Below are 19,796 nucleotides of genomic sequence, written 5' to 3' on the forward strand. Positions count from 1 at the left end.
AAGCGCTCGGAGAGCGCCACGGCGCGGGCGTCGAGGTCGGTCGCGATCTCGTCGGCGGTGCGGCGCAGGGCCTCGCCGGCGCCGGCGGTACGGTCCGCGAAGCGATGCTGGAGGGTGTCGGCGGCGACGGACAGGGCCGCCTCGGTCTCCTGGGTGCGCCGGTCGAGCCCCTCGATGAGGTCGCGGCTCTTGGCGTCGAAGGCCGCGGCGAGGCCGCCGAGCGCCTGCTCGATGCGGCCCTCGGCCTCGGCGGTGCGCTCGCTCACCAGGGCGGCGACGCGCTCGCCTGTCCGGTCGAGGTTGCGCTCCAGGCTGCCGCCGTGTCCGATCAGCACCTCCTCGACGCGCCCGATCGTCTCCTCGAGGCGGGCGGTGAGGTCGGCACCGCGCACGCCGAGCGCCTGCGCCGCGTCCTCGACCAGGGTCGAGAGGTCGTCGCGCACCCGGATCGCCCGGTCGCCGAAGGCGGTGATGACGCCGTCGCTGGCGCGGGCGAGCCCGGCCTCGGCCTCGGCCGCGCGGGCGCCGATCGCCGCGGCGACGCCGGTGCCGGCCTGCTCGATCTCCTCGCGCAGCGCGATGCCGCGATCGGCGATATGCGCCGCGATGGCGCTGCCGGAGGCGGCGAAGCGCTCGGTGATGCCGGCGCCGGTCTCGGCGAAGCGCTCGGTGAGGTCGGTGCCGCGGGCGAGGAAGCGCTCCTCGAGGCTGACGGCCGAACGCTCGAAGGTCTCGCGGACCTGCGTGCCTTCGCGGTTGAGGGCCTCGATCACGCCGGCACCGGTCTCCGCGAGCGTGCGGGCGACCTCGCCGGCATTCTCGGCCAGCGTCCGGGTCAGCAGGCCGCCGGTGCGCTCGAACGCCTCCGTCACCTCGACCGCGCGACTCTCGAGGGCGCGGCTCAGGGATTCTCCGACGCCGTCGAGATCGGCCTTCACGCCCTCGCTGGTGGAGACGAGCCGCTGGACGAGGTCGTCGCCGCGGCCGGCCACGGCCTCGACCACCCGCTCGCCCGCGGCGGCGAGCGCCACCGTGACCGCGTCGCCCCGCTCGCCGAGCGCGGCGGTGATCGCCTCGCCGCGGGCCCCGAGGGCGTGCGTCACCCGCTCGCCCGCGCCGTCGACCGCGGTGACGATCCGCTCGGCTGCGGTGTCGAGCTCCTGGGTCAGGTTCTGATGCGAGCCCTGGATCGCGCCGCGCACCCGCTCGGCATTGGCGACGATCGATTCGCGCTGGGCCACCAGCTCGTCGACGAGGGTGCGGATGCGGATCTCGTTGTCCGAGTACGCGCGCTCAAGGGTCGAGATCTCGCCGCGGACCAGGGTCTCGAGCTCGCCGGCCCGCGCCAGCGCCCGCTCGACGCCGTCGCCGACCGCCGCGACCTCGCGGCGGACCGCCTGGGACATGGTCAGGACCGCATCGGTGGAAAAACCCTCCGGCTCGGCGAGGCGGATCGCCACCTCGCCGACGGCGCGCGCGACGAGGCGCATCTCCTGGGCGCGCACCGCCAGCATCGCGGCGATGTAGAACAGCATCACCGGGGCGAGCACCGCCGCGGCGCCGATGGCGCCCTGGAGGCCGGTCAGCCCGGCGGTAAGGCCGCGCAGGTCCCCGCCCGACTGCGCCCAGGCGAGCGCGGCGAAGCCCGAGAGCCAGAGGAGCGCGGCGAGGCTGGCGACGGCGTAGGGGGCGCGGGAGGGCTCGACCCGCAAAGTCTGCTGCAGGGCACCGACGCTGCGGCGGTCGTCGTTGGCGACGAGCGAGCGGTCGGGCGGCAGCAGCCCGCCGTCGCGGCGGCCGTCGCGCGGGCCGGGCAGGGCGCTGCCGTCGAAGGCCGGCTCGCGCCCGGCGGCGGCGAGGGGGTCGGCATCGTGCACGTCGGGCAGGCGCGGCTCGACCCGGCTCCCCTCCAGGGTCCCGTCGAGGGCGCGGGCGTCCGGCGACCGGGACTCCTGACCCCCGGCCGGATGGTCCAGGTTCAGGGCCTGCTCAATCGCCGACAGCGCCGCTTCCGCCGGATCCTTGAGCTTCTTTTCCGTCGCCATCGAACGCCCCGTTACGCCGTGAACGCCGCCGGGCGGCCCTCACGAGCCGCCGCGCCGCATCATCCCCGAGATCCCGCGAAACCCGCGCCGTGCCGCCAGCCGACGCGATCTCAGCGGTTTACCACGAGAACCTTAGACGCAAGGAGTACCAGCGGGATACCCGGACGGCGCGAACCCTCCCAAAAAGCTTAAGGGAATGGTTACCATGCCTCCGGGCGCGCTCCCGCGCCGCCGCTATCCTGCCGCAGAATCTGGGGTTTGACCGCCGCACGGAGAGCCCCGCCGGGCCCGCATCCGGCTGTGGACAGGCCTCCACCGCCTTGCCGGGAACAGATCGCGGGGAGGGCCGTCCGCCCTCGGGCGCCGCGCCGCGGGTCTTGCGCGCGGCGCGTCCTTGCGGAATCCGACGCGTCGCGACCCCGCTGGCCTCAACGAGACGCCCCGATGGAGCCCCTCCTCGACCGCGCGCACCTGGCGCGCCAGACCTTCGACGACGACGACCTCGCCCGGGAGGTGCTGGCGCTATTCTCCGGGCAATGCGGGCGGCTCCTGCCCGGCATCCTCGATGCCGCCCTCTCCCCCGCGGCGCGGGCGGACCTAGCCCATACGCTGAAGGGCTCCGCTCTCGGAGTCGGCGCCGCTCGGGTCGCCGCTCTCGCCGGACGGATCGAGACGGCCGTGCGGGACGGCGATGCCGGAGCCGCCGACTCCCTCGCGCCGGCCCTGGCGGAGGCCGTGCGCGAGACCCTGGCCTTGATCTGACGGCCTGCGGGCGGCGCAGGCGCGACCGGAGTGCCGCGCGACGCACGGCGCGCTTGCTTTCCGGTGCGCCAGCCGCCAATCAGGCCCCGCCGCGTCCTCGTCCGATCCGCGGCCGCGCTCGAGGCTTCCGGAGTCCCAGATGGTCCAGATCACCTACGTCGATGCCGCCGGCACGGCCCGCTCCGTGAAGGGCGAGGTCGGCTCGACCGTGATGGAGACCGCGATCCGCAACAACGTGCCGGGCATCGACGCGGAATGCGGCGGCGCCTGCGCCTGCGCCACCTGCCACGTCTATGTCGGCGAGGACTGGGCCGAGGCCGTCGGCCCGGCCGAGCCGATGGAGCAGGACATGCTCGACTTCGCATCGGACGTGCGGCCGACCTCGCGCCTGTCGTGCCAGATCCGTCTCAAGCCCGAGCTCGACGGCCTGACGATCACGACCCCGGCCCGCCAGGGCTGACGAATCGCGGCCCGCGGTCCGGATTCCTGAGGACGGATCTTTCAGCGCCGGCCCTCCCCATCCGCTCGATCCGGCCTCGTGATCGAGCCGATGCCGATGGAACGGTACGAAAAGCGTCGCAAGAGGCGAGTCGTTTGTGAGGTGCAAGTCTCGCGTGCGGACGCAACGGCAGGACCGCCGGCAAGACTGTCGCGATATTTGGGCGCTACGCGCCGATCTTATGACTTATTAAGCGTCTTTGCCCGATCATCGTCCCCGTTCCCGGCATCGCCGGGCGGGGAGGCGCGTGTGACGAATCTGGCCCCTGCAACGGTCGACGATCGGGCCCGCGAGGCGTGCTCCCTCGCGGGTATCGCCACCGCGGCGACGACCCTTCGGAAGGCCGCCCACGACAAGACGCAGCGCATCCGCCGGATCACCAGCCAGGTGAAGATGCTGGCCCTCAACGCCCGGATCGAGAGCAGCCGGGCGGGCGAGCACGGCCGCGGCTTCACGGTGGTGGCCAACGAGGTCGGCGCGGTCGGCGACGCAATCGCCGGGCTGGCCCGGGAACTGGAGGCGGATGTCGACGGGCAGATCGTCGGGCTCCAGGATCAGGTCGCCCGTCTGGTGACCCGGGCCCAGGGCGAGCGCCTGGTCGACCTCGCCCTCAACGCGGTGGAGCTGATCGACCGCAACCTCTACGAGCGGACCTGCGACGTGCGCTGGTGGGCGACCGACGCGGCCCTGGTGGCCTGCGCGGCGGAGCCGAACGAGGCGGCGGCCGCCCATGCCGGGAAGCGCATCGGCGTCATCCTGTCCGCCTACACGGTCTATCTCGACATCTGGCTGTGCGATCTCGACGGCCGCATCCTCGCCACCGGCCGTCCCGACCGGTTCCCTGGCTTGCGCGGCCAGAGCGTGGCGCAGGAGCCCTGGTTCCGTCAGGCCGCGTCCCTCTCGGGCGACGCGTACGCGGCCGCCGACATCCGGGCCGAGCCCCGCCTCGGCGGTGCCCAGGTGGCGACCTACGGCGCCGCCTTGCGCGAGGGCGGCGAGGCGTCGGGCCGGCCGATCGGGGTGCTGGCGGTGCATTTCGACTGGGCGCCGCAGGCGCGGGCGATCGTCGAGGGCGTGCGGGTCGCACCCGAGGACCGCGCCCGCACGCGGGTGCTGCTCGTCGACGCCGCGCACCGGGTAATCGCGGCGAGCGACGGCAGAGGCCTCCTGAGCGAGCTGCTGCGGCTCGGCATCGACGACCCGGTCAGCGGGGTGGTGCCGGCGCCCGGCGGCGAGGGCCGCGTCGCCTACCACCGCACTCCCGGCTACGAGACCTACCGGGGTCTCGGCTGGTACGGGGTGATCGTGCAGGCGGCGGGCTGAGGCCCGGGCGCCGTCAGCGCAGCAGCGCCCGCGTCGCCTGGTCGATGCCCTCCAGCGTCAGCGGGTACATCCGGTCGGAAAAAATCTGCCGGATCATCGCGTTCGACTGGGTGTAGCCCCATTGCGCCTGCGGCACCGGGTTCAGCCAGGCGACCTTCGGGAAGTGATCGAGGACCCGGTTCAGCCAGACCTTGCCGGCCTCCTCGTTCCAGTGCTCGACCGAGCCGCCCGCCATCGCGATCTCGTAGGGCGACATCGCGGCGTCGCCGACGAAGACCACGCGATAATCGGACGGGTAGGTGCGGATCACGTCGAGAAGCGGCGTCGCCTCGGTGTGGCGGCGCCGGTTCTCCTTCCAGACCTTCTCGTAGAGGCAGTTGTGGAAGTAGAAGTGCTCGAAGTGCTTGAACTCCGAGCGCGCCGCCGAGAAGAGCTGCTCGGCCAGCTCGACGTGCCAGTCCATCGAGCCGCCGACATCGAGAAACAGCAGCACCTTAACGGCGTTGCGGCGCTCCGGCCGCAGGCGCAGGTCGAGCATGCCGTGGCGCGCCGTCTCCCGGATCGTACCGTCGAGGTCGAGTTCCTCCGCCGCCCCGGTGCGGGCGAAGCGGCGCAGGCGCCGCAGCGCCAGCCGGATGGTGCGCGCGCCGAGCTCCGCCGAGTCGTCGAGGTCCTTGAAGGTGCGCTGGTCCCAGACCTTCACCGCCCGGAAGTTGCGGTTGCCGTCCTGGCCGATGCGGATGCCTTCCGGGTTGTAGCCGTAGGCGCCGAACGGCGAGGTGCCCCCGGTGCCGATCCATTTCGAGCCGCCCTGGTGGCGCTCCTTCTGCTCGGCCAGCCGCTGCTTGAGCGTCTCGAACAGCTTGTCCCAGCCGAGCGCCTGGAGCTGCGCCCGCTCCTCCTCGGTGAGGTACTTCTCCGCCAGCTTGCGCAGCCATTCCTCGGGGATCGCCTGCGGCTCCACCGTCTCGCCCAGGCTGACGACGCCCTTGAAGACCTGGCCGAACACCCGGTCGAACTTGTCGAGGTTGCGCTCGTCCTTCACCAGGGCGGTGCGGGCGAGGTAGTAGAAATCCTCCACCCGCTTGTCGGCGAGGTCGCGGTCGAGGGCGTCGAGCAGGGTCAGGTATTCGCGCAGCGAGACCGGGACCTTGGCGGCGCGAAGCGCGGTGAAGAAGGACAGCAGCATGGCGCCGATCAACGCGCGAGCGCCGTCCCCGGGTCAAGCCCCCTTCGCCGCCTCCTCGGCGACCGGCGCCGGGGCCTGACGCCGCGCCTCCGCGGCGAGGTTCCAGACGATGCCGCCGACGATCAGCCCGGCGCCGACGAACAGCCACGGGTCGAGGGTCTCGCCGTAGAGCTGCCAGCCCAGCACCGCGATGAGCGGGATGCGCAGGAAGTCGAGCGGCATGACCAGGATCGCGTCGCCGCGCCGGTAGGCGCTGGTCAGGCACCAATGCGAGGTGAGGCCGGCGATGCAGAGGACCGCCAGCGCCAGGGCGTGGTGCCCCTCGAAGGGGTGGGCCGGCACCCCGGGCAGGAGCCGGCCGGCCACGAGGTTGAGGGGCAGCTGGATCAGGTTCATCCAGAACAGGATCGACAGCACGCTCTCGGTCCGGGTCAGCGCCTTGGTGGCGACCGCGGTCAGCGCGAACATCACCGCGGAGAGCAGCACCACGAGGCTCGCCGGCTGCAGGGCCGCCACGCCCGGGCGCAGCACCACCAGCACGCCGAGGAAGCCGAGAACGACCGCGGCGAGCCGGCTCGCGGTCAGCCGCTCGCGCAGGATCACGACCGCGAGCAGCGTCACCCAGGCCGGCGTGGTGAATTCGAGGGCGAAGACGACGGCGAGCGGCAGGAGCGTGACGCCGTACGACCAGGCGTAGTTGCCGCCCCAATGGACGAGGTTGCGGGCGAGGTGCAGGCGCATCCGCCGCGCCGGCAGCGGCCGGCGGCGCAGGAACGCGACCGTCCCGACGATCGCGACGCCTGCCGCCGCCCGGGCCGCCAGGATGTCGAACAGCCCGAGCGCCGGCGCCACCTCGCGGACCGCGATGGCGGTGGCCGAGAACGACAGGAGCGCGCCCGCCATCCACAGAACGACGGCGACGAGGTCGGGGAGGGGCTTCACCGAGAGCCTTAAGGCCACCGCACCGTCGGCGGCATCGACGACAGGATCGACGCGACGTTGCCGCCGGTCTTCAGGCCGAAGATCGTGCCGCGGTCGTAGAGCAGGTTGAACTCGACGTAGCGGCCGCGCCGGACCTGCTGCTCGTGGCGGTCGGCCTCGGTCCAGGGGGTGGCGAGGTTGCGCCGCACGATCCTGGGATACACGCCGAGGAAGGCCTGCCCGACCTCGCGGGTGAGGGCGAGGTCGGCCTCGGTGTCGCCGGTCCAGTGGTAGTCGTAGAAGATGCCGCCGATGCCGCGCGGCTCGTTGCGGTGCTTGAGGTGGAAGTACTCGTCGCACCAGGCCTTGTAGCGGGCGTAGTCGGCCGCCGGGTGCTTGGCGCAGGCCGCCTCGAAGGCGGCGTGGAACGCCACCGTGTCGGGATCGTCCTGGGTGCGGCGCCGGTCGAGGACCGGAGTCAGGTCGGCGCCGCCGCCGAACCATGTCTTGGTGGTGGCGACGAACCGGGTGTTCATGTGCACGGTCGGGACGTGCGGGTTCCACGGATGGGCGATGAGCGAGATGCCGGTGGCGAAGAAGCGGGGATCCTCCGCGGCGCCCGGGATCTGGCCGCGGAACTCCGGGGCGAATTCGCCGTGCACCGCCGAGACGTGGACGCCGCACTTCTCGAACACCCGGCCGCGCAGCATCGCCATGGTGCCGCCGCCGCCGGCCGCGCCGGAATGGTCGGTGCGCTGCCAGGGCGTACGCTCGAACCGCCCCGGCCCGCCGGCCTCGGGGGCGAAGGGACCGGTCGCCTCCGCCTCGATCTCCTCGAAGGCGGCGCAGATCCGGTCGCGCAGGGTGGAGAACCAGGTGGTCGCCGTGGCCTTGAGCGCGGCGAGGTCGGGAGCGGGCTCGGTCATGGCTGGTGTCATCCCACAGCGCCGGGCCCGGGCCAAGGCCCCGCGAGGCCGCCTGTCTGCCTCAGGGCCTCCCCCAGCATCATCCCGGCCGCCACCGCGACGTTGAGCGAGCGCAGGCCCGCCCGCATCGGGATCGCCACGCGGGCGTCGGCGTCCGCGTGGACCGCCTCGGGCACGCCGGCCGATTCGCGCCCGACCATCAGGCAGTCGCCGTCCGCGAAGGCATGCGTCGTGTAGGGCACCGAGCCGGCGGTGGTGGCGAGCACCAGCCGGATCCCGGCCTCCCGCCGCCAGGCGTCGAAGGCGGCGTAGGAGCGGTGGCGGGTGATGGCGACGTGGTCGAGGTAGTCGAGGCCGGAGCGGCGCAGGTGCCGGTCGGAGACGTCGAACCCCGCCGGCTCGATGATCTCGACGGCGACGCCGAGGCAGGCGGCGAGCCGCAGCATCGTGCCGGTGTTCTGCGGGATGTCGGGCTGGTAGAGGGCGAGGCGCAGCATGGGTCCGGGAGGCGTCGGGTCGTGTCCCCCGACATAGCCCGGCGGATCGCCTGCGGCATCACCCCTCGGTTGGCGGGCGGTGCCCACCGCATAGCTGAAGGCCCTGATCCTCACGGGAGCCCGCATGTTCCTCGACTGGCTCGAGCGCCGCATCGATCCCTTCGCGCCCTTCGACGAGGCCGAGCGTCCGCCCGGCACGGTGGCGGGCTTCGCCTGGTTCTACCTGCGGCCGGTGCGCAAGCCGCTCGCGGTGCTGTTCGTGACGGCGCTCACCGCCGGCAGCGTCGAGGCCTCGCTCTACCTGCTGATGGGCTGGTTCGTCGACATCCTGGCCCGGTCGGGCCCGGAGACCCTGTGGCGCGACCATGGCACCGGCCTGATGCTCGCCGCCGCCCTGATCCTGGTGGTCCGGCCGCTCCTCGCCTGGGCGCACGAGGCGATCTCGAACCAACTCGTGGTGCCGCAGACCACCGGGCTCATCCGCTGGCGCACGCACCTCTACACCCTGGGCCACGCCCTGTCGTACTTCCAGGCCGACTTCGCCGGGCGCCTCGCCAACCGGGTGACGCAGGTCGGGGTCGCGGTGCGCGAACTCGCGGTCGTGGTCATCGACACGTTGCTCTACGTCGCGATCTTCGCCGTCACGGCGGTGAGCCTGTTCGGCTCGATCAGCCCGTGGCTGGTCCTGCCCGTGCTGGTCTGGATCCTGGCCTATGCGGGGCTCACGGCCTACTTCGTGCCCCGCGCCCGGGCGCGCTCGCTCCAGGTCGCCGATACCCGCTCGGCCCTCGTCGGCCGCATCGTCGACAGCTACACCAACATCCTCACCGTCAAGCTCTTCGCCCGCGACCGCGAGGAGCGCTCGGCGGTGCGCAACGCCACGGTCGAGCACACCGACGCCTACCTGCACTCGTTCCGGCTCATCACGGCGGTGACCGGCACGCTCTCGCTCCTCAACAGCATCCTCATCGTGGTCACCGCCGGCGTGGTGCTGGCGCTCTGGTCGCGCGGCCAGATGACGACCGGGGAGGGGGCTGCGGGTCTCGCCCTGGTGCTGCGGCTGATCGCGATGTCGGGCTGGGTGATGCAGACCGTGCGCGGCCTGTTCGAGCATATCGGCACGGTCCAGGAGAGCATGCAGACCATCGCCCGGCCCCACGCGCTCACCGACCGCACGGACGCCCGCGACCTCGCGGTCACCGGGGGCGAGGTTCGCTTCGAGGGCACGAGCTTCCACTACGGCAAGGCCGAGGGCGGGATCATCGAGGACCTGACCCTGCGCATCGCGCCCGGCGAGAAGGTCGGCCTCGTCGGCCCGAGCGGGGCGGGCAAGACCACGCTCACCTCGCTGCTGCTGCGCCTGCACGACCTCGAGGGCGGGCGCATCCTGATCGACGGGCAGGACATCGCGGCGGTGACGCAAGACTCGCTGCGCCGCCAGATCGCCGTGGTGACGCAGGACACCTCGCTCCTCCACCGCACCATCCGCGACAACATCGCGTATGGCCGCGAGGACGCCACCGAGGCCGAGATCGTCGCGGCGGCGCGTGCCGCACACGCCGACGCCTTCATCCGCGACCTCTCCGACCACAAGGGCCGCGGCGGCTACGACGCCCAGGTCGGCGAGCGCGGCGTCAAGCTGTCGGGCGGCCAGCGCCAGCGCATCGCCATCGCCCGGGTGATCCTGAAGGACGCGCCGATCCTGATCCTGGACGAGGCGACCTCGGCCCTCGATTCCGAGGTCGAGGCGGCGATCCAGGGCTCCCTCGACCGGCTGATGCAGGGCAAGACCGTGCTCGCCATCGCGCACCGGCTCTCGACCATCGCGGCGCTCGACCGGCTGGTCGTCCTGGATCGAGGGCGCATCGTCGAGGAAGGGCGCCACGCCGACCTCGTCAAGGCCGGGGGGCTCTATGCGCGGCTCTGGGCGCGCCAGTCCGGCGGGTTCCTGGGGGACGACGCGGAGCGGGCGGCGGCGGAGTAGGGGGAAATCTCCTCTCCTCGCGAGCGGGGAGAGGGCTGACGACCCCTTGTCGGGTCGGCAGCAAGCCTGCAGGGCGAGGGTGAGTGGGTAGTGCCGGGGGAGCCTCATCCGTTGAGACCCCCTCACCCTCGCTCCGACCTTCGCCTCCGCTTGCTGCGCTTCCTGGACGGAAGCACAGCCCTCTTTCCGCCCGCGGGGAGAGGGGGAAACCTGCGCTCGATCTCCGAACGGATCGTTCTTGCCTCGAACCCGGACCTGCGACGCGGTTCGCCTCCTGCCCGGTCCCGCGTCATCCCCAGGCAAACGAAAGGCCGGGCGACACGCCCGGCCCGTCGCGCAGAGATCCGAGGATTACCGAGCGTTGCCGAAAGGCTCGAACTTGGTCAGGCCGCGCATCAGCTGGCCGAGGAAGGCCTGCTCGCCGCCGCTGGTCGGCGTGGTGCGGGAGATGAAGTCGAACACGCGGCCGTCCTGCTCGCCGTAGAGGGCGACGCGCTCAACCTTGAAGCCGGCGTTGAAGTAGACGGCCAGGACGCGCTGGTCCCTCGGGCGCTCGCCCAGGAACATGACCGTGCGCTGGGTGTTCTGGCTGATGTAGTACCAGGACTTGTTGCCGACGGTCGACACGGTGGTCGGCGTGCCGAGGAGCTGGAGCACCTGCTCGGCGCTGGCGCCGGGGCGGACCTGGGCGACGGCGGCATCGTCGATGATGTAGCCGTGCCGGAACTCTTCGCCGATCACGCAGCCCGCGGCCGACAGACCGATCAGGCCGGCCGCGGCGAGGCGGAGAAGCGACGGTGTGAAGCGGCGCGGCATCGAGACCTCGGGGAAACGTGTACGGGACGGTGTATCGGCCGGCCGGTTGGCGACCTTGCGCGAGAAGCGACCGTTGCCGTACCCCGGGGTTGTGGCGTTGGCAAGGCACGGCCAAGGTTCCGCCACGGGTGTTCGGCCAGGGGTGTGACGACCCGGTGCGGCGGGCGGGGCGTGCCCGGCTCCGTCCCCGTCGGGGTGCGCGCGGGACAATCGAGAGCTTGAGATGATTCGCAATCCCTTCCGCCGCGAGGATTCCCGCGAGCGCGCCATCCAGGCGCTGCACAGCCGGGTCAATGCGGGCGCCCGCGTCCCGGCGCTCTACCTCGACCTCGGCGTGCCCGACACGGTCGAAGGCCGGTTCGAGGCCCTGTGCCTGCACGTCGTCCTGGTGCTGCGCCACCTGCGCCGCCTGCCGGCCCCGGCGGCCGACATCGCCCAGGACCTCGTCAACTCGGTGTTCGAGCAGCTCGATTCGTCCCTGCGCGAGCTCGGCGTCGGCGACATGGGCGTGTCGAAGCGGATGAAGAAGCTGGCCCAGGCCTTCTACGGCCGGGCCGCCGCCTACGACGCCGCCCTCGACGCGGGCGATGCGGACGCGCTCGCGGCGTCGCTCGCCCGCAACGTGCTCGCCCGGGACGAGCCGGAGGCGGCCCGCGGCCTCGCCGCCTATGTCGGGGCGGCGGATGCGGGGCTCGCCGCGACCGACCTCGACGCGCTGATGGCCGAGGGCCCCGTCCTGCCCGACCCGGCGCGCTTCGCCGGCACCGCCGCACGGTCCTGACGGTACGGCCGCGCCGAGCGTCCGGTAGCGTGGCCGCCCGTTTCAGGGGCCCTTGCGCCGGGACCGCGCGCGACGCATCTCGGGCGAAGCCGCGAAGCGCGCGCCCCCGCTGCGGCGCCGGCGCGGCGCCCCACCACCCCAGGATCCCCAAAGGAGCCAGCATGACCCCCGACAGCGTCGGCCCGTTCTCCCGTCCGATCCTGGTCGAGCGCACCCTGCGGACGGGCCAGCCCGTCACCGTCGAGGCCGGCGAGGAGGAGCGTGCCGCGCTCGCCCGAGATTTCGGCCTGCCGGGGATCGCCCGGCTCGTCGCGACCTTCCGGCTCTCGGGCTCGCTCCACCGGCTTCAGGTCACCGGCACCGTCGAATCGGCGCTGACTCAGACCTGCGTCGTCACGCTGGAGCCTTTCGACACGACCGTGTCCGAGGAGGTCGACGTCGATTTCGCCGACCAGGACGCCTTCGCGGGCACCGCCGCGGAGGATGCCGAGATCCCCGACCCGATCGTGAACGGCCGCATCGACCTCGGCAGCCTCGCGGCGGAGTTCCTGGCGCTCGGCCTCGATCCCTATCCGCGCAAGCCCGGCGTCGCCTTCGAGGCTCCGGCGGATGCCGGGGAGGAGACGCCCTTCGCGGCGCTCCAGACCCTCAAGGGCGACGAGGCCTGACGGGGCGCCCGGCCGCGAGCGCGGCCGGGATTCTCGCGCCGGTCCTGGACGCTTGGTGCGAGAAAGCCTTCAGAATTCGTTTGCGGCCCGGCGCGGTGTCGCTATTTTCCGCCGCGCCGCGGACCCCCTGGACGGCATCCGGCCGTTAGTCCCAAATCCGGTGGCGCTCTGCCCGCGGCGGATCCGAGAGGCTGTTCGACACCCCCATGTCCCAGAGAGTGCGCATCTCGCTCGACGCGATGGGCGGCGATCACGGCCCCTCGACGGTCGTGCCCGGTGCGGGGCTCGCCCGCGAGCGCCACCCCGAGACGACGTTCCTGATGTTCGGCGACGAGGCGGTGCTCGCTCCCCTGGTCGCGGCCGAGCCGCGCCTGAAGGGCGCGGTCGAGATCCGCCACACCGCCGTGTCGGTGGCGATGGACGAGAAGCCGAGCCAGGCGGTGCGCTCCGGCCGCGGCAAGTCGTCGATGTGGAAGGCGATCCAGGCGGTGCGCGACGGCGAGGCCGACGCCGCGGTGTCGGCCGGCAATACCGGCGCCCTGATGGCGATGTCGAAGATCTGCCTCAAGACGATGTCGCACATCGAGCGGCCGGCGATCGCCTGCCTGTGGCCGACGGTGCGCGGCGAGAGCGTGGTGCTGGACGTCGGCGCGACGATCGGCACCGACGCCAACCACCTCGTCGACATGGCGGTGATGGGCGCCGCGATGGCCCGGATCGTGTTCGACCTCGACCGGCCGACGGTCGGGCTCCTCAACGTCGGCACCGAGGAGATGAAGGGCAACGAGGCGGTCAAGGAGGCCGCCCGGATGCTGCGCGAAGCCGACCTGGCGGGGCTGGCCTATCACGGCTTCGTCGAGGGCACGGATCTCGGCCGCGGCACCGTCGACGTGGTGGTGACCGAGGGCTTCACCGGCAACATCGCGCTCAAGACCGCCGAGGGCACGGCCAAGCAGATCGCCGCTTACCTCAAGGGCGCGATGGGCCGGACCCTGATGGCGAAGATCGGCTACCTGTTCGCCCGCGGCGCCTTCCGGGCCTTGCGCGAGAAGATGAACCCGAGCCGGGCCAATGGCGGCGTGTTCCTCGGCCTCGAGGGCATCGTCATCAAGAGCCACGGCGCCGCCGACGCCGAGGGCTTCGCCGCGGCGATCGATCTGGCCTACGACATGGCCCGTCACGACCTGATGCGGACGATCCGGGAGCGCCTCGACGCGACGCCGGCCCAGGCGTCGGCGTGACGACCGCCTCGGCTTAAGGAGAACGCATCATGACCCGCCTTCGCTCGGTGGTGCGGGGCTGCGGCTCCTACCTGCCGCGGACCACCGTCACCAACGACGACCTCGCCGCCCGGGTCGACACCTCGGACGACTGGATCGTCCAGCGCACCGGCATCCGCCAGCGCCACATCGCCCAACCCGACGAAACGACCTCGGTGCTCGGCATCAAGGCGGCGCGGGCGGCCCTGGAGGATGCCGGCATCGACGCCGCCTCGATCGACCTCGTGATCTGCGCGACCTCGACGCCGGACCACACCTTCCCGTCGACGGCGACCCAGATCCAGGCCGGGCTCGGCATCCAGACGGGTGCCGCCTTCGACCTCCAGGCGGTCTGCGCCGGCTTCGTCTACGCGGTCGCCACCGCCGACAAGTTCCTGGCGACGGGAGCGGCCACCCGCGCCCTCGTCGTCGGTGCCGAGACGTTCTCGCGCCTGCTCGACTGGGAGGACCGCACCACCTGCGTGCTGTTCGGCGACGGCGCCGGCGCCCTGGTGCTCGAGGCGCAAGCAGGCGAGGGCCTCGCGAGCGACCGCGGCGTGCTGACGAGCCAGCTCCGCTCCGACGGCCGCCACCGCGAGAAGCTCTACGTCGACGGCGGCCCGGGCTCGACCGGCACGACCGGCAAGCTGCGCATGGTCGGCAAGGAGGTCTTCCGCTTCGCCGTCGGCTCGGTCACCGACGTGGTGACGCAAGCCTTCGAGGCGACCGGCACCACCGCCGACGACCTCGACTGGTTCGTGCCCCACCAGGCCAACCGGCGCATCATCGAGGCCTCGGCCGACAAGCTCGGCATCGCCCGCGAGAAGGTGGTGCTGACCGTCGACCGCCACGGCAACACCTCGGCGGCCTCGATCCCGCTCGCCCTCGACGCGGCCTGCCGCGACGGCCGGATCAAGCGCGGCGACCTCGTGATGATCGAGGCGATCGGCGGCGGCTTCACCTGGGGCAGCGCGCTGATCCGCTGGTAGGCCCGCACCGGTCGACCCGCAAACTATCCGGGATCCCGCCGGACGCCCGGTTGACCCGGCGCGCAACGCCGATTAGCGTGCGCGATCATAGACATACGTTAGTTCGTGAATCAGCCGCCGGGGGAGCAGCACGATGGCAGGCAAGACGGTCACGCGGGCCGATCTGAGCGAGGCCGTCTACCAGCGGGTCGGCCTGTCGCGCACGGAATCCGCCGCCCTGGTGGAGACGGTCCTGTCCGAGATCTGCGGCTGCCTGTCCTCCGGCGAGACCGTGAAGCTGTCCTCGTTCGGCTCCTTCGTGGTGCGAGACAAGGGCAAGCGGGTCGGCCGCAACCCGAAGACCGGCGTCGAGGTGGCGATCGAGCCGCGCCGGGTGATGGTGTTCAAGCCCTCGAACGTGCTCAAGGCCCGGATCAACGGCGACGCCGCCCCGGACGAGGACGACGCCTGAACCGAGGCACGGGCTGACGCGGGATCGGGCCGATGACCGGGATGCCGATCGAGGGCGACGACGGGTCGGAGGCCGGCGGGGCCGACGCCCCCGGCCGGGCCCTCCTGCCCGAGAAGGAGCCCGGTGCCTTCCGCACCATCGGCGAGGTCGCCGAGGATCTCGACCTGCCCCAGCACGTGCTGCGGTTCTGGGAGACGCGCTTCACCCAGGTCCGCCCGCTCAAGCGCGGCGGCAACCGGCGCTACTACCGTCCCGACGACGTCGACCTCCTGCGCGGCATCCGCCGGCTTCTCTACGGCCAGGGCTACACGATCCGGGGCGCCCAGCGGGTCCTGCGCGAGCGCGGCATGCGCTTCGTCCAGGCGGTCGGCCGCGGCGAGCAGGTCGCCCCGGCCTTCGTCGAATCGGACCACGAGCCGGAACCGGAGGCCGCGCCCCCGCTGCCGCTCGGCCGCGCCGACCGGGCGAGCCTGACCGCCGTCCTCGACGACTTGCGGGCATGCCGGCGCCTTCTCGCAGGCCTCCATCCGCCCGCCCCGTCGGCCGACGGGGCGGGCGGACAGCCGACGCGCACCGCGCCGTCCGGCTCCGACCCCGCGACCGTCGCCGCCGCGAGCCCGCAGGCATGTCCAGCCGAGACGCCGTGACGCGGTGAACGCGAATTTAGTGGCCGCAACGGAAGCGGCGCCTATCTGCGTCCGCGCACCGTATGGTCGGTTCGGGTTCGGGATGAAGGGTCGTCGTTCACGCTCGGTGCGGAGGTCGGTTTCGTCCGACGCCCGATACGGCGATCCGCTTCTGATACCCTGTACCAGTATAGTGCCCCAGACCCATCAGCGCGCGACTTCGCGGGCGGCCCGGTTCCCGTACCGGAGCCGCCCGCTCGCCCCTCCCGATCGCCCGAGCGCGATCGGCACAGAAGGATCGACGGCGTGGAAACCTATAAAGACGTCCTGTCCGGCAAATGCCCGTTCGGCGGCGACCGCGTCGGCGGCGCCCAGGCGACGCCGCCGACCCTGGAGCAGTGGTATCCCGACCGCCTGCGCGTCGAGACGCTGCACCAGAACGGCCCGCAGGCGAACCCGCTCGGAGCCGAGTTCGATTACCGGGCGGCCTTCGCGTCGCTCGACTACGAGGCGCTGAAGAGCGACATCAGGCAGTTCCTGACCAGCTCGGTGTCGTGGTGGCCGTCCGATTACGGCAATTACGGCCCGCAGATGATCCGCATGGCCTGGCACTCCGCGGGCACCTACCGCATCGCCGACGGCCGCGGCGGCGCCGGCCAGGGCCTGCAGCGCTTCGCGCCGATCAGCAGCTGGTGGGACAACGGCAACACCGACAAGTCGCGCCGCCTGCTCTGGCCGATCAAGCAGAAATACGGCAGCGCCCTGTCCTGGGCCGACCTGATGGTGCTCACCGGCAACATCGCCCTCGAGATCATGAACTTCCCGACCTACGGCTTCGCCGGCGGCCGCGAGGATGCCTGGGAGGCGGACAACGCGACCTACTGGGGCCCCGAGCTGTGGGACCCGACCAACGTCAAGTCGTTCGACGAGATGGTCAACCGCGACAAGCGCTGGCGCGGAAAGAACGGCGAGGCCGATTACGACCTCGAGAACCCGCTTGCCGCCTCGCACCAGTCGCTGATCTACGTCAACCCGGAGGGCCCTTACGCCAACGGCGACCCCATGGGTTCGGCCCGCGACATCCGGGTGACCTTCACCCGCATGGCGATGAACGACGAGGAGACCGTGGCGCTGATCGCCGGCGGCCACGCCTTCGGCAAGAGCCACGGCATGGTCAAGGCCAACCGGATCGGCCCGCCGCCGGAGATCGCCCCGATCGAGGCGATGGGCCTGGGCTGGCACAATCCGGAGGGCTCCGGCGCGGCCGAGCACACGATGACGAACGGCATCGAGGGCTCGTGGACGCAGAACCCGACGACCTGGGACAACAGCTACCTCGAGAACCTGTTCAAGTTCGAGTGGAAGCAGACCCGCAGCCCCGCCGGCGCCCTGCAATGGGAGCCGACCGACCCGGACGCGCCGCGCACCCCCGACGCCCACATCCCGGGCAAGTCGCATCCTCTGATGATGATGACCAGCGACATCGCGCTCAAGACCGATCCGGTCTATCGCGAGATCTGCGAGAAGTTCCTGTCCGACTTCGACTACTTCACGCTCCAGTTCTCGAAGGCCTGGTACAAGCTGACCCACCGCGACATGGGCCCGAAGGAGCGCTATGTCGGCCCCGAGACCAAGATCGAGGACGATCTCCTCTGGCAGGATCCGATCCCGCCGGTCGACCATCCGTTGATCGACGAGGCCGACATCGCCGCCCTGAAGGCGGAGATCCTGGCCACCGGCCTGTCGGTTTCCGACCTCGCCTTCACGGCCTTCTCGTCGGTCGCGACCTACCGCAACAGCGACAAGCGCGGCGGCGCCAACGGCGCGCGGCTGGCGCTCGCGCCGCAATCGGGCTGGACCGTCAACCGTCGCACCCTGCCGGTGATCGAGCGCTTGCGCGGCATCATGGCCGGGTTCAACGGCAAGGCGGCCGGAGGCAAGAAGGTCTCGCTCGCCGACCTGATCGTGCTCGGCGGCTGCGCCGCCGTCGAGGAGGCGGCGAAGGCAGCCGGAACCGCGACCCCGGTGCCGTTCGTGCCGGGCCGGATGGACACCACCGACGCGCTCACCGACGCCGACAGCTTCGAGTGGCTGAAGCCCCTGGTCGACGGCTTCCGCAACTACGTCGATCCGTCCTTCGCCGAGATCACCCAGGGCCGCGTCGCGCCCGAGGAGGTCTTTTTGGACAAGGCCAACCTCCTGGCGCTGACCGCGCCCGAATGGGTGGTGCTGACCGGGGGCCTGCGGGCGCTCAACCTCAACCATGACGGCTCGCGGCACGGGATCTTCACCGACCGCGTCGGCGCGCTCACCAACGACTTCTTCACCGTGCTGACCAGCATGGACTACGAGTGGAAGAAGACCGACGGGGCGGGCCACGCCTTCACCCTCGACGACCGGCAGACCGGCGAGACGAAGTTCACGGCGACCCGCTGCGACCTCGTCTTCGGCGCGAACGCGCAACTCCGGGCGGTGGTGGAGATCTATGCCGGCCGCGACGGGCAGGAGCGGTTCGTGCGCGACTTCGTCAAGGTCTGGCACAAGCTGATGATGCTCGACCGCTACGACGCGAAGCGCAACGACGCCGGGGCGCCGAAGGCCGCGTGAGCGGGTCGTCGTTCCCGTGAAGACGCATCCCCTCTCCCGCCCGGGAGAGGGGACCTCGTACCGTCAGGGTGCCATCAGCTTCGGAATCGCGCCGCGCAGCCGCGAATAGCCGCGGTTCGACAGCGGCCAGGCCCGCTCGTCCCAGTCGCGCCGGATCCGGCGGCAGCCCGCCGGCAGGGCATCGGCCGAGGGGCCGACGGGGGCGTACGGCGTCGCCACCGGCAGATCGCCGGCCCAGCCGTCCCGCATCGGCTCCACGGGGCAGCCGAAATGCGCCGCCGCCCGGGCCAGCGCATCCGCCATCGCCGCCGCGTCCGCTGCCCGCACCGTCTCGCACGCCTCCTCGGCCGAGACGAGGAGGCCGGCGACGCGCATCACCCGGGCGGCGCCGAGGGGCAGGGTCTCCGGGTTCAGGTCGTCGAGGTGGAGGAGCAGGGCGACCGGCCCGTCGGGCGCGGTGTCGGCCGGCGGCAGGGGCGCCTCCCGGGGTGGCATCTCCTCGTCCAGCGAGGCGGCGCCCTCATTCAGGCCGGCGGGATCGTGGCGGCCGCGCGTGAACTCGCGGATGTTGTCGCGCCTCGCGAGGTACGGTTTGCCCCGCGTGTGCAGTCCCGCGACCCAGCGCCAGGACAGGGTGTTGCTCGCCGGATCGCCGTCGCGGAGGTGGCGCAGGAAGAACGCCGCGCCGAGCTCCCAGGGCAGCCGCAGGGTGAAGATCCAGATCGACGCGAACCACATCCGGGCGTGGTTGTGCAGGAAGCCGTCCGCGACGAGCTGCGCCGCCCAGGCGTCGAACCCGTCGATGCCGGTCTCGCCGGCGATCGCCCGCTCGTGGGTCCGGCGCAGGCCCGGTTCGTCGGACAGGCGCACCCTCGCGGCCTCTCGCCCGGCCCGGTAGCCCGCCCAGGCCTCCGGGTGGGTCTCGAGATGACCCTTGAAGTAGGTGCGCCAGAAGATCTCCGAGACGAATTTCTCCGCCCCCCGCTCCCCGAAGGCCGAGACCGCGGCCCGCGCGACCTCCTCCTCGGTCAGGAGCCGGCGGCGCAGGTAGGGCGAGAGGCACGAGGTCGTCGGCGCCCCGTCCCGGCCGGGATCGGTGTTGCGGGCGGCGGCGTAGTCGGCGCCGGGGCCGGACAGGAAGCCGGCGAGACGATCGAGGCCGGCGGCCCGGGTCATGGCATGATGGGACATGCCGCGAAAACTAGTCCGGGCGCGACGCGCGCCAGGGGGTGGCGGACGTCCGGCGGCCGGGCTGGGCGGATCGGCCGCAACCGGCCGGCGTCACGGCTCTCCCGGCAGGGCCGAGGCCTCCAGGCGCCGGGCCGTACGTCCGAGCAGGGCCTCCCGCAGCCGCAAGGTGTCGCCGCGGGCCAGCATCCCGGCGAGGCGGTGGCGCAGGGCGGCGCAGCCGGGCGCGTGGCCGTGCAGGGGCGAGGTGGCGGCCAGGAGCGGC

General features: G+C 72.2%; 17 protein-coding genes and 1 pseudogene. 11 read left to right on the forward strand and 7 right to left on the reverse strand.

The window, feature by feature from the left end; translation table 11 throughout:
• Window positions 1-2,045: pseudogene (locus HPY23_RS12140) on the reverse strand (hypothetical protein); the annotation flags it as partial.
• A 444-nt stretch (window positions 2,046-2,489) separates the two neighbouring features.
• On the opposite strand from HPY23_RS12140, the gene HPY23_RS12145 reads away from it, so the two are divergent.
• The 3 genes from HPY23_RS12145 (at window position 2,490) to HPY23_RS12155 (ending at window position 4,629) form a co-directional block, all read left to right on the forward strand.
• On the forward strand, window positions 2,490-2,807 hold the full coding sequence (locus tag HPY23_RS12145; RefSeq protein ID WP_060846513.1) for an Hpt domain-containing protein: 318 nt from the start codon (window positions 2,490-2,492) through the stop codon (window positions 2,805-2,807).
• Between the two features lie 139 nt (window positions 2,808-2,946).
• The gene (locus HPY23_RS12150) at window positions 2,947-3,267 is read left to right on the forward strand and encodes a 2Fe-2S iron-sulfur cluster-binding protein (RefSeq protein WP_091890508.1); all 321 of its coding nucleotides are present in this window, start codon (window positions 2,947-2,949) and stop codon (window positions 3,265-3,267) included.
• A 297-nt stretch (window positions 3,268-3,564) separates the two neighbouring features.
• Complete coding sequence (locus tag HPY23_RS12155) at window positions 3,565-4,629, forward strand: methyl-accepting chemotaxis protein (RefSeq protein WP_276530185.1); 1,065 nt, start codon at window positions 3,565-3,567, stop codon at window positions 4,627-4,629.
• Between the two features lie 13 nt (window positions 4,630-4,642).
• Here HPY23_RS12155 and HPY23_RS12160 read toward each other — a convergent pair whose 3' ends face one another.
• Genes HPY23_RS12160 through HPY23_RS12175 form a run of 4 tightly spaced genes read right to left on the reverse strand, consistent with a single transcriptional unit; the run spans window position 4,643 to window position 8,162 of the window.
• Window positions 4,643-5,818: a vWA domain-containing protein gene (locus HPY23_RS12160; protein WP_091890505.1), complete on the reverse strand. Its 1,176-nt coding sequence runs from the start codon at window positions 5,816-5,818 to the stop codon at window positions 4,643-4,645.
• Between the two features lie 33 nt (window positions 5,819-5,851).
• On the reverse strand, window positions 5,852-6,760 hold the full coding sequence (locus HPY23_RS12165) for a DMT family transporter (protein WP_091890502.1): 909 nt from the start codon (window positions 6,758-6,760) through the stop codon (window positions 5,852-5,854).
• Between the two features lie 8 nt (window positions 6,761-6,768).
• Entirely contained in the window at window positions 6,769-7,665 is an 897-nt protein-coding gene (gene hemF, locus HPY23_RS12170; protein WP_236012741.1) for an oxygen-dependent coproporphyrinogen oxidase, read from the reverse strand.
• 8 nt (window positions 7,666-7,673) lie between these two features.
• Window positions 7,674-8,162 carry a tRNA (cytidine(34)-2'-O)-methyltransferase gene (locus HPY23_RS12175; protein WP_091890498.1) on the reverse strand — a complete coding sequence of 163 codons (489 nt, stop codon included), beginning with the start codon at window positions 8,160-8,162 and terminating at the stop codon, window positions 7,674-7,676.
• Between the two features lie 124 nt (window positions 8,163-8,286).
• Here HPY23_RS12175 and HPY23_RS12180 point away from each other — a divergent pair, with 124 nt between their 5' ends.
• Window positions 8,287-10,146, forward strand: coding sequence for an ABC transporter ATP-binding protein (locus HPY23_RS12180; protein ID WP_200601824.1), 1,860 nt, complete (start codon window positions 8,287-8,289; stop codon window positions 10,144-10,146).
• Between the two features lie 351 nt (window positions 10,147-10,497).
• Here HPY23_RS12180 and HPY23_RS12185 read toward each other — a convergent pair whose 3' ends face one another.
• Entirely contained in the window at window positions 10,498-10,962 is a 465-nt protein-coding gene (locus HPY23_RS12185) for an outer membrane protein assembly factor BamE (RefSeq protein WP_060846506.1), read from the reverse strand.
• 223 nt (window positions 10,963-11,185) lie between these two features.
• On the opposite strand from HPY23_RS12185, the gene HPY23_RS12190 reads away from it, so the two are divergent.
• The 7 genes from HPY23_RS12190 (at window position 11,186) to katG (ending at window position 18,343) form a co-directional block, all read left to right on the forward strand.
• On the forward strand, window positions 11,186-11,743 hold the full coding sequence (locus tag HPY23_RS12190; protein ID WP_091890495.1) for a ubiquinol-cytochrome C chaperone family protein: 558 nt from the start codon (window positions 11,186-11,188) through the stop codon (window positions 11,741-11,743).
• 161 nt (window positions 11,744-11,904) lie between these two features.
• Window positions 11,905-12,411 (forward strand): YceD family protein, encoded by a 507-nt coding sequence (locus tag HPY23_RS12195; protein ID WP_091890492.1) that lies wholly within the window; start codon window positions 11,905-11,907, stop codon window positions 12,409-12,411.
• Window positions 12,412-12,617: 206 nt separating this feature from the next.
• Entirely contained in the window at window positions 12,618-13,652 is a 1,035-nt protein-coding gene (gene plsX / locus HPY23_RS12200) for a phosphate acyltransferase PlsX (RefSeq protein WP_060846503.1), read from the forward strand.
• Between the two features lie 29 nt (window positions 13,653-13,681).
• Complete coding sequence (locus tag HPY23_RS12205) at window positions 13,682-14,659, forward strand: beta-ketoacyl-ACP synthase III (protein ID WP_091890489.1); 978 nt, start codon at window positions 13,682-13,684, stop codon at window positions 14,657-14,659.
• Between the two features lie 133 nt (window positions 14,660-14,792).
• Window positions 14,793-15,110 (forward strand): integration host factor subunit alpha, encoded by a 318-nt coding sequence (locus HPY23_RS12210; protein WP_091754730.1) that lies wholly within the window; start codon window positions 14,793-14,795, stop codon window positions 15,108-15,110.
• Window positions 15,111-15,142: 32 nt separating this feature from the next.
• Entirely contained in the window at window positions 15,143-15,757 is a 615-nt protein-coding gene (locus tag HPY23_RS12215; protein ID WP_175540073.1) for a MerR family transcriptional regulator, read from the forward strand.
• 276 nt (window positions 15,758-16,033) lie between these two features.
• Entirely contained in the window at window positions 16,034-18,343 is a 2,310-nt protein-coding gene (katG, locus tag HPY23_RS12220; protein WP_200601826.1) for a catalase/peroxidase HPI, read from the forward strand.
• Between the two features lie 63 nt (window positions 18,344-18,406).
• Here katG and HPY23_RS12225 read toward each other — a convergent pair whose 3' ends face one another.
• On the reverse strand, window positions 18,407-19,534 hold the full coding sequence (locus HPY23_RS12225) for an FAD-binding domain-containing protein (protein WP_236012742.1): 1,128 nt from the start codon (window positions 19,532-19,534) through the stop codon (window positions 18,407-18,409).
• Window positions 19,535-19,796 lie beyond the last annotated feature (262 nt).

The sequence above is a fragment of the Methylobacterium ajmalii genome, assembly GCF_016613415.1.
In the GTDB taxonomy this organism is placed as follows: Bacteria; Pseudomonadota; Alphaproteobacteria; order Rhizobiales; family Beijerinckiaceae; genus Methylobacterium; species Methylobacterium ajmalii.

Bases quoted from the DNA above. Each gene is read 5' to 3' on its own strand.
- HPY23_RS12145 (WP_060846513.1), top strand. From the start codon at position 2,490: ATGGAGCCCCTCCTCGACCGCGCGCACCTGGCGCGCCAGACCTTCGAC.
- HPY23_RS12150 (WP_091890508.1), top strand. From the start codon at position 2,947: ATGGTCCAGATCACCTACGTCGATGCCGCCGGCACGGCCCGCTCCGTG.
- HPY23_RS12160 (WP_091890505.1), bottom strand. From the start codon at position 5,818: ATGCTGCTGTCCTTCTTCACCGCGCTTCGCGCCGCCAAGGTCCCGGTC.
- hemF (WP_236012741.1), bottom strand. From the start codon at position 7,665: ATGACCGAGCCCGCTCCCGACCTCGCCGCGCTCAAGGCCACGGCGACC.
- HPY23_RS12175 (WP_091890498.1), bottom strand. From the start codon at position 8,162: ATGCTGCGCCTCGCCCTCTACCAGCCCGACATCCCGCAGAACACCGGC.
- HPY23_RS12180 (WP_200601824.1), top strand. From the start codon at position 8,287: ATGTTCCTCGACTGGCTCGAGCGCCGCATCGATCCCTTCGCGCCCTTC.
- HPY23_RS12185 (WP_060846506.1), bottom strand. From the start codon at position 10,962: ATGCCGCGCCGCTTCACACCGTCGCTTCTCCGCCTCGCCGCGGCCGGC.
- HPY23_RS12190 (WP_091890495.1), top strand. From the start codon at position 11,186: ATGATTCGCAATCCCTTCCGCCGCGAGGATTCCCGCGAGCGCGCCATC.
- HPY23_RS12195 (WP_091890492.1), top strand. From the start codon at position 11,905: ATGACCCCCGACAGCGTCGGCCCGTTCTCCCGTCCGATCCTGGTCGAG.
- plsX (WP_060846503.1), top strand. From the start codon at position 12,618: ATGTCCCAGAGAGTGCGCATCTCGCTCGACGCGATGGGCGGCGATCAC.
- HPY23_RS12205 (WP_091890489.1), top strand. From the start codon at position 13,682: ATGACCCGCCTTCGCTCGGTGGTGCGGGGCTGCGGCTCCTACCTGCCG.
- HPY23_RS12210 (WP_091754730.1), top strand. From the start codon at position 14,793: ATGGCAGGCAAGACGGTCACGCGGGCCGATCTGAGCGAGGCCGTCTAC.
- HPY23_RS12215 (WP_175540073.1), top strand. From the start codon at position 15,143: ATGACCGGGATGCCGATCGAGGGCGACGACGGGTCGGAGGCCGGCGGG.
- HPY23_RS12225 (WP_236012742.1), bottom strand. From the start codon at position 19,534: ATGTCCCATCATGCCATGACCCGGGCCGCCGGCCTCGATCGTCTCGCC.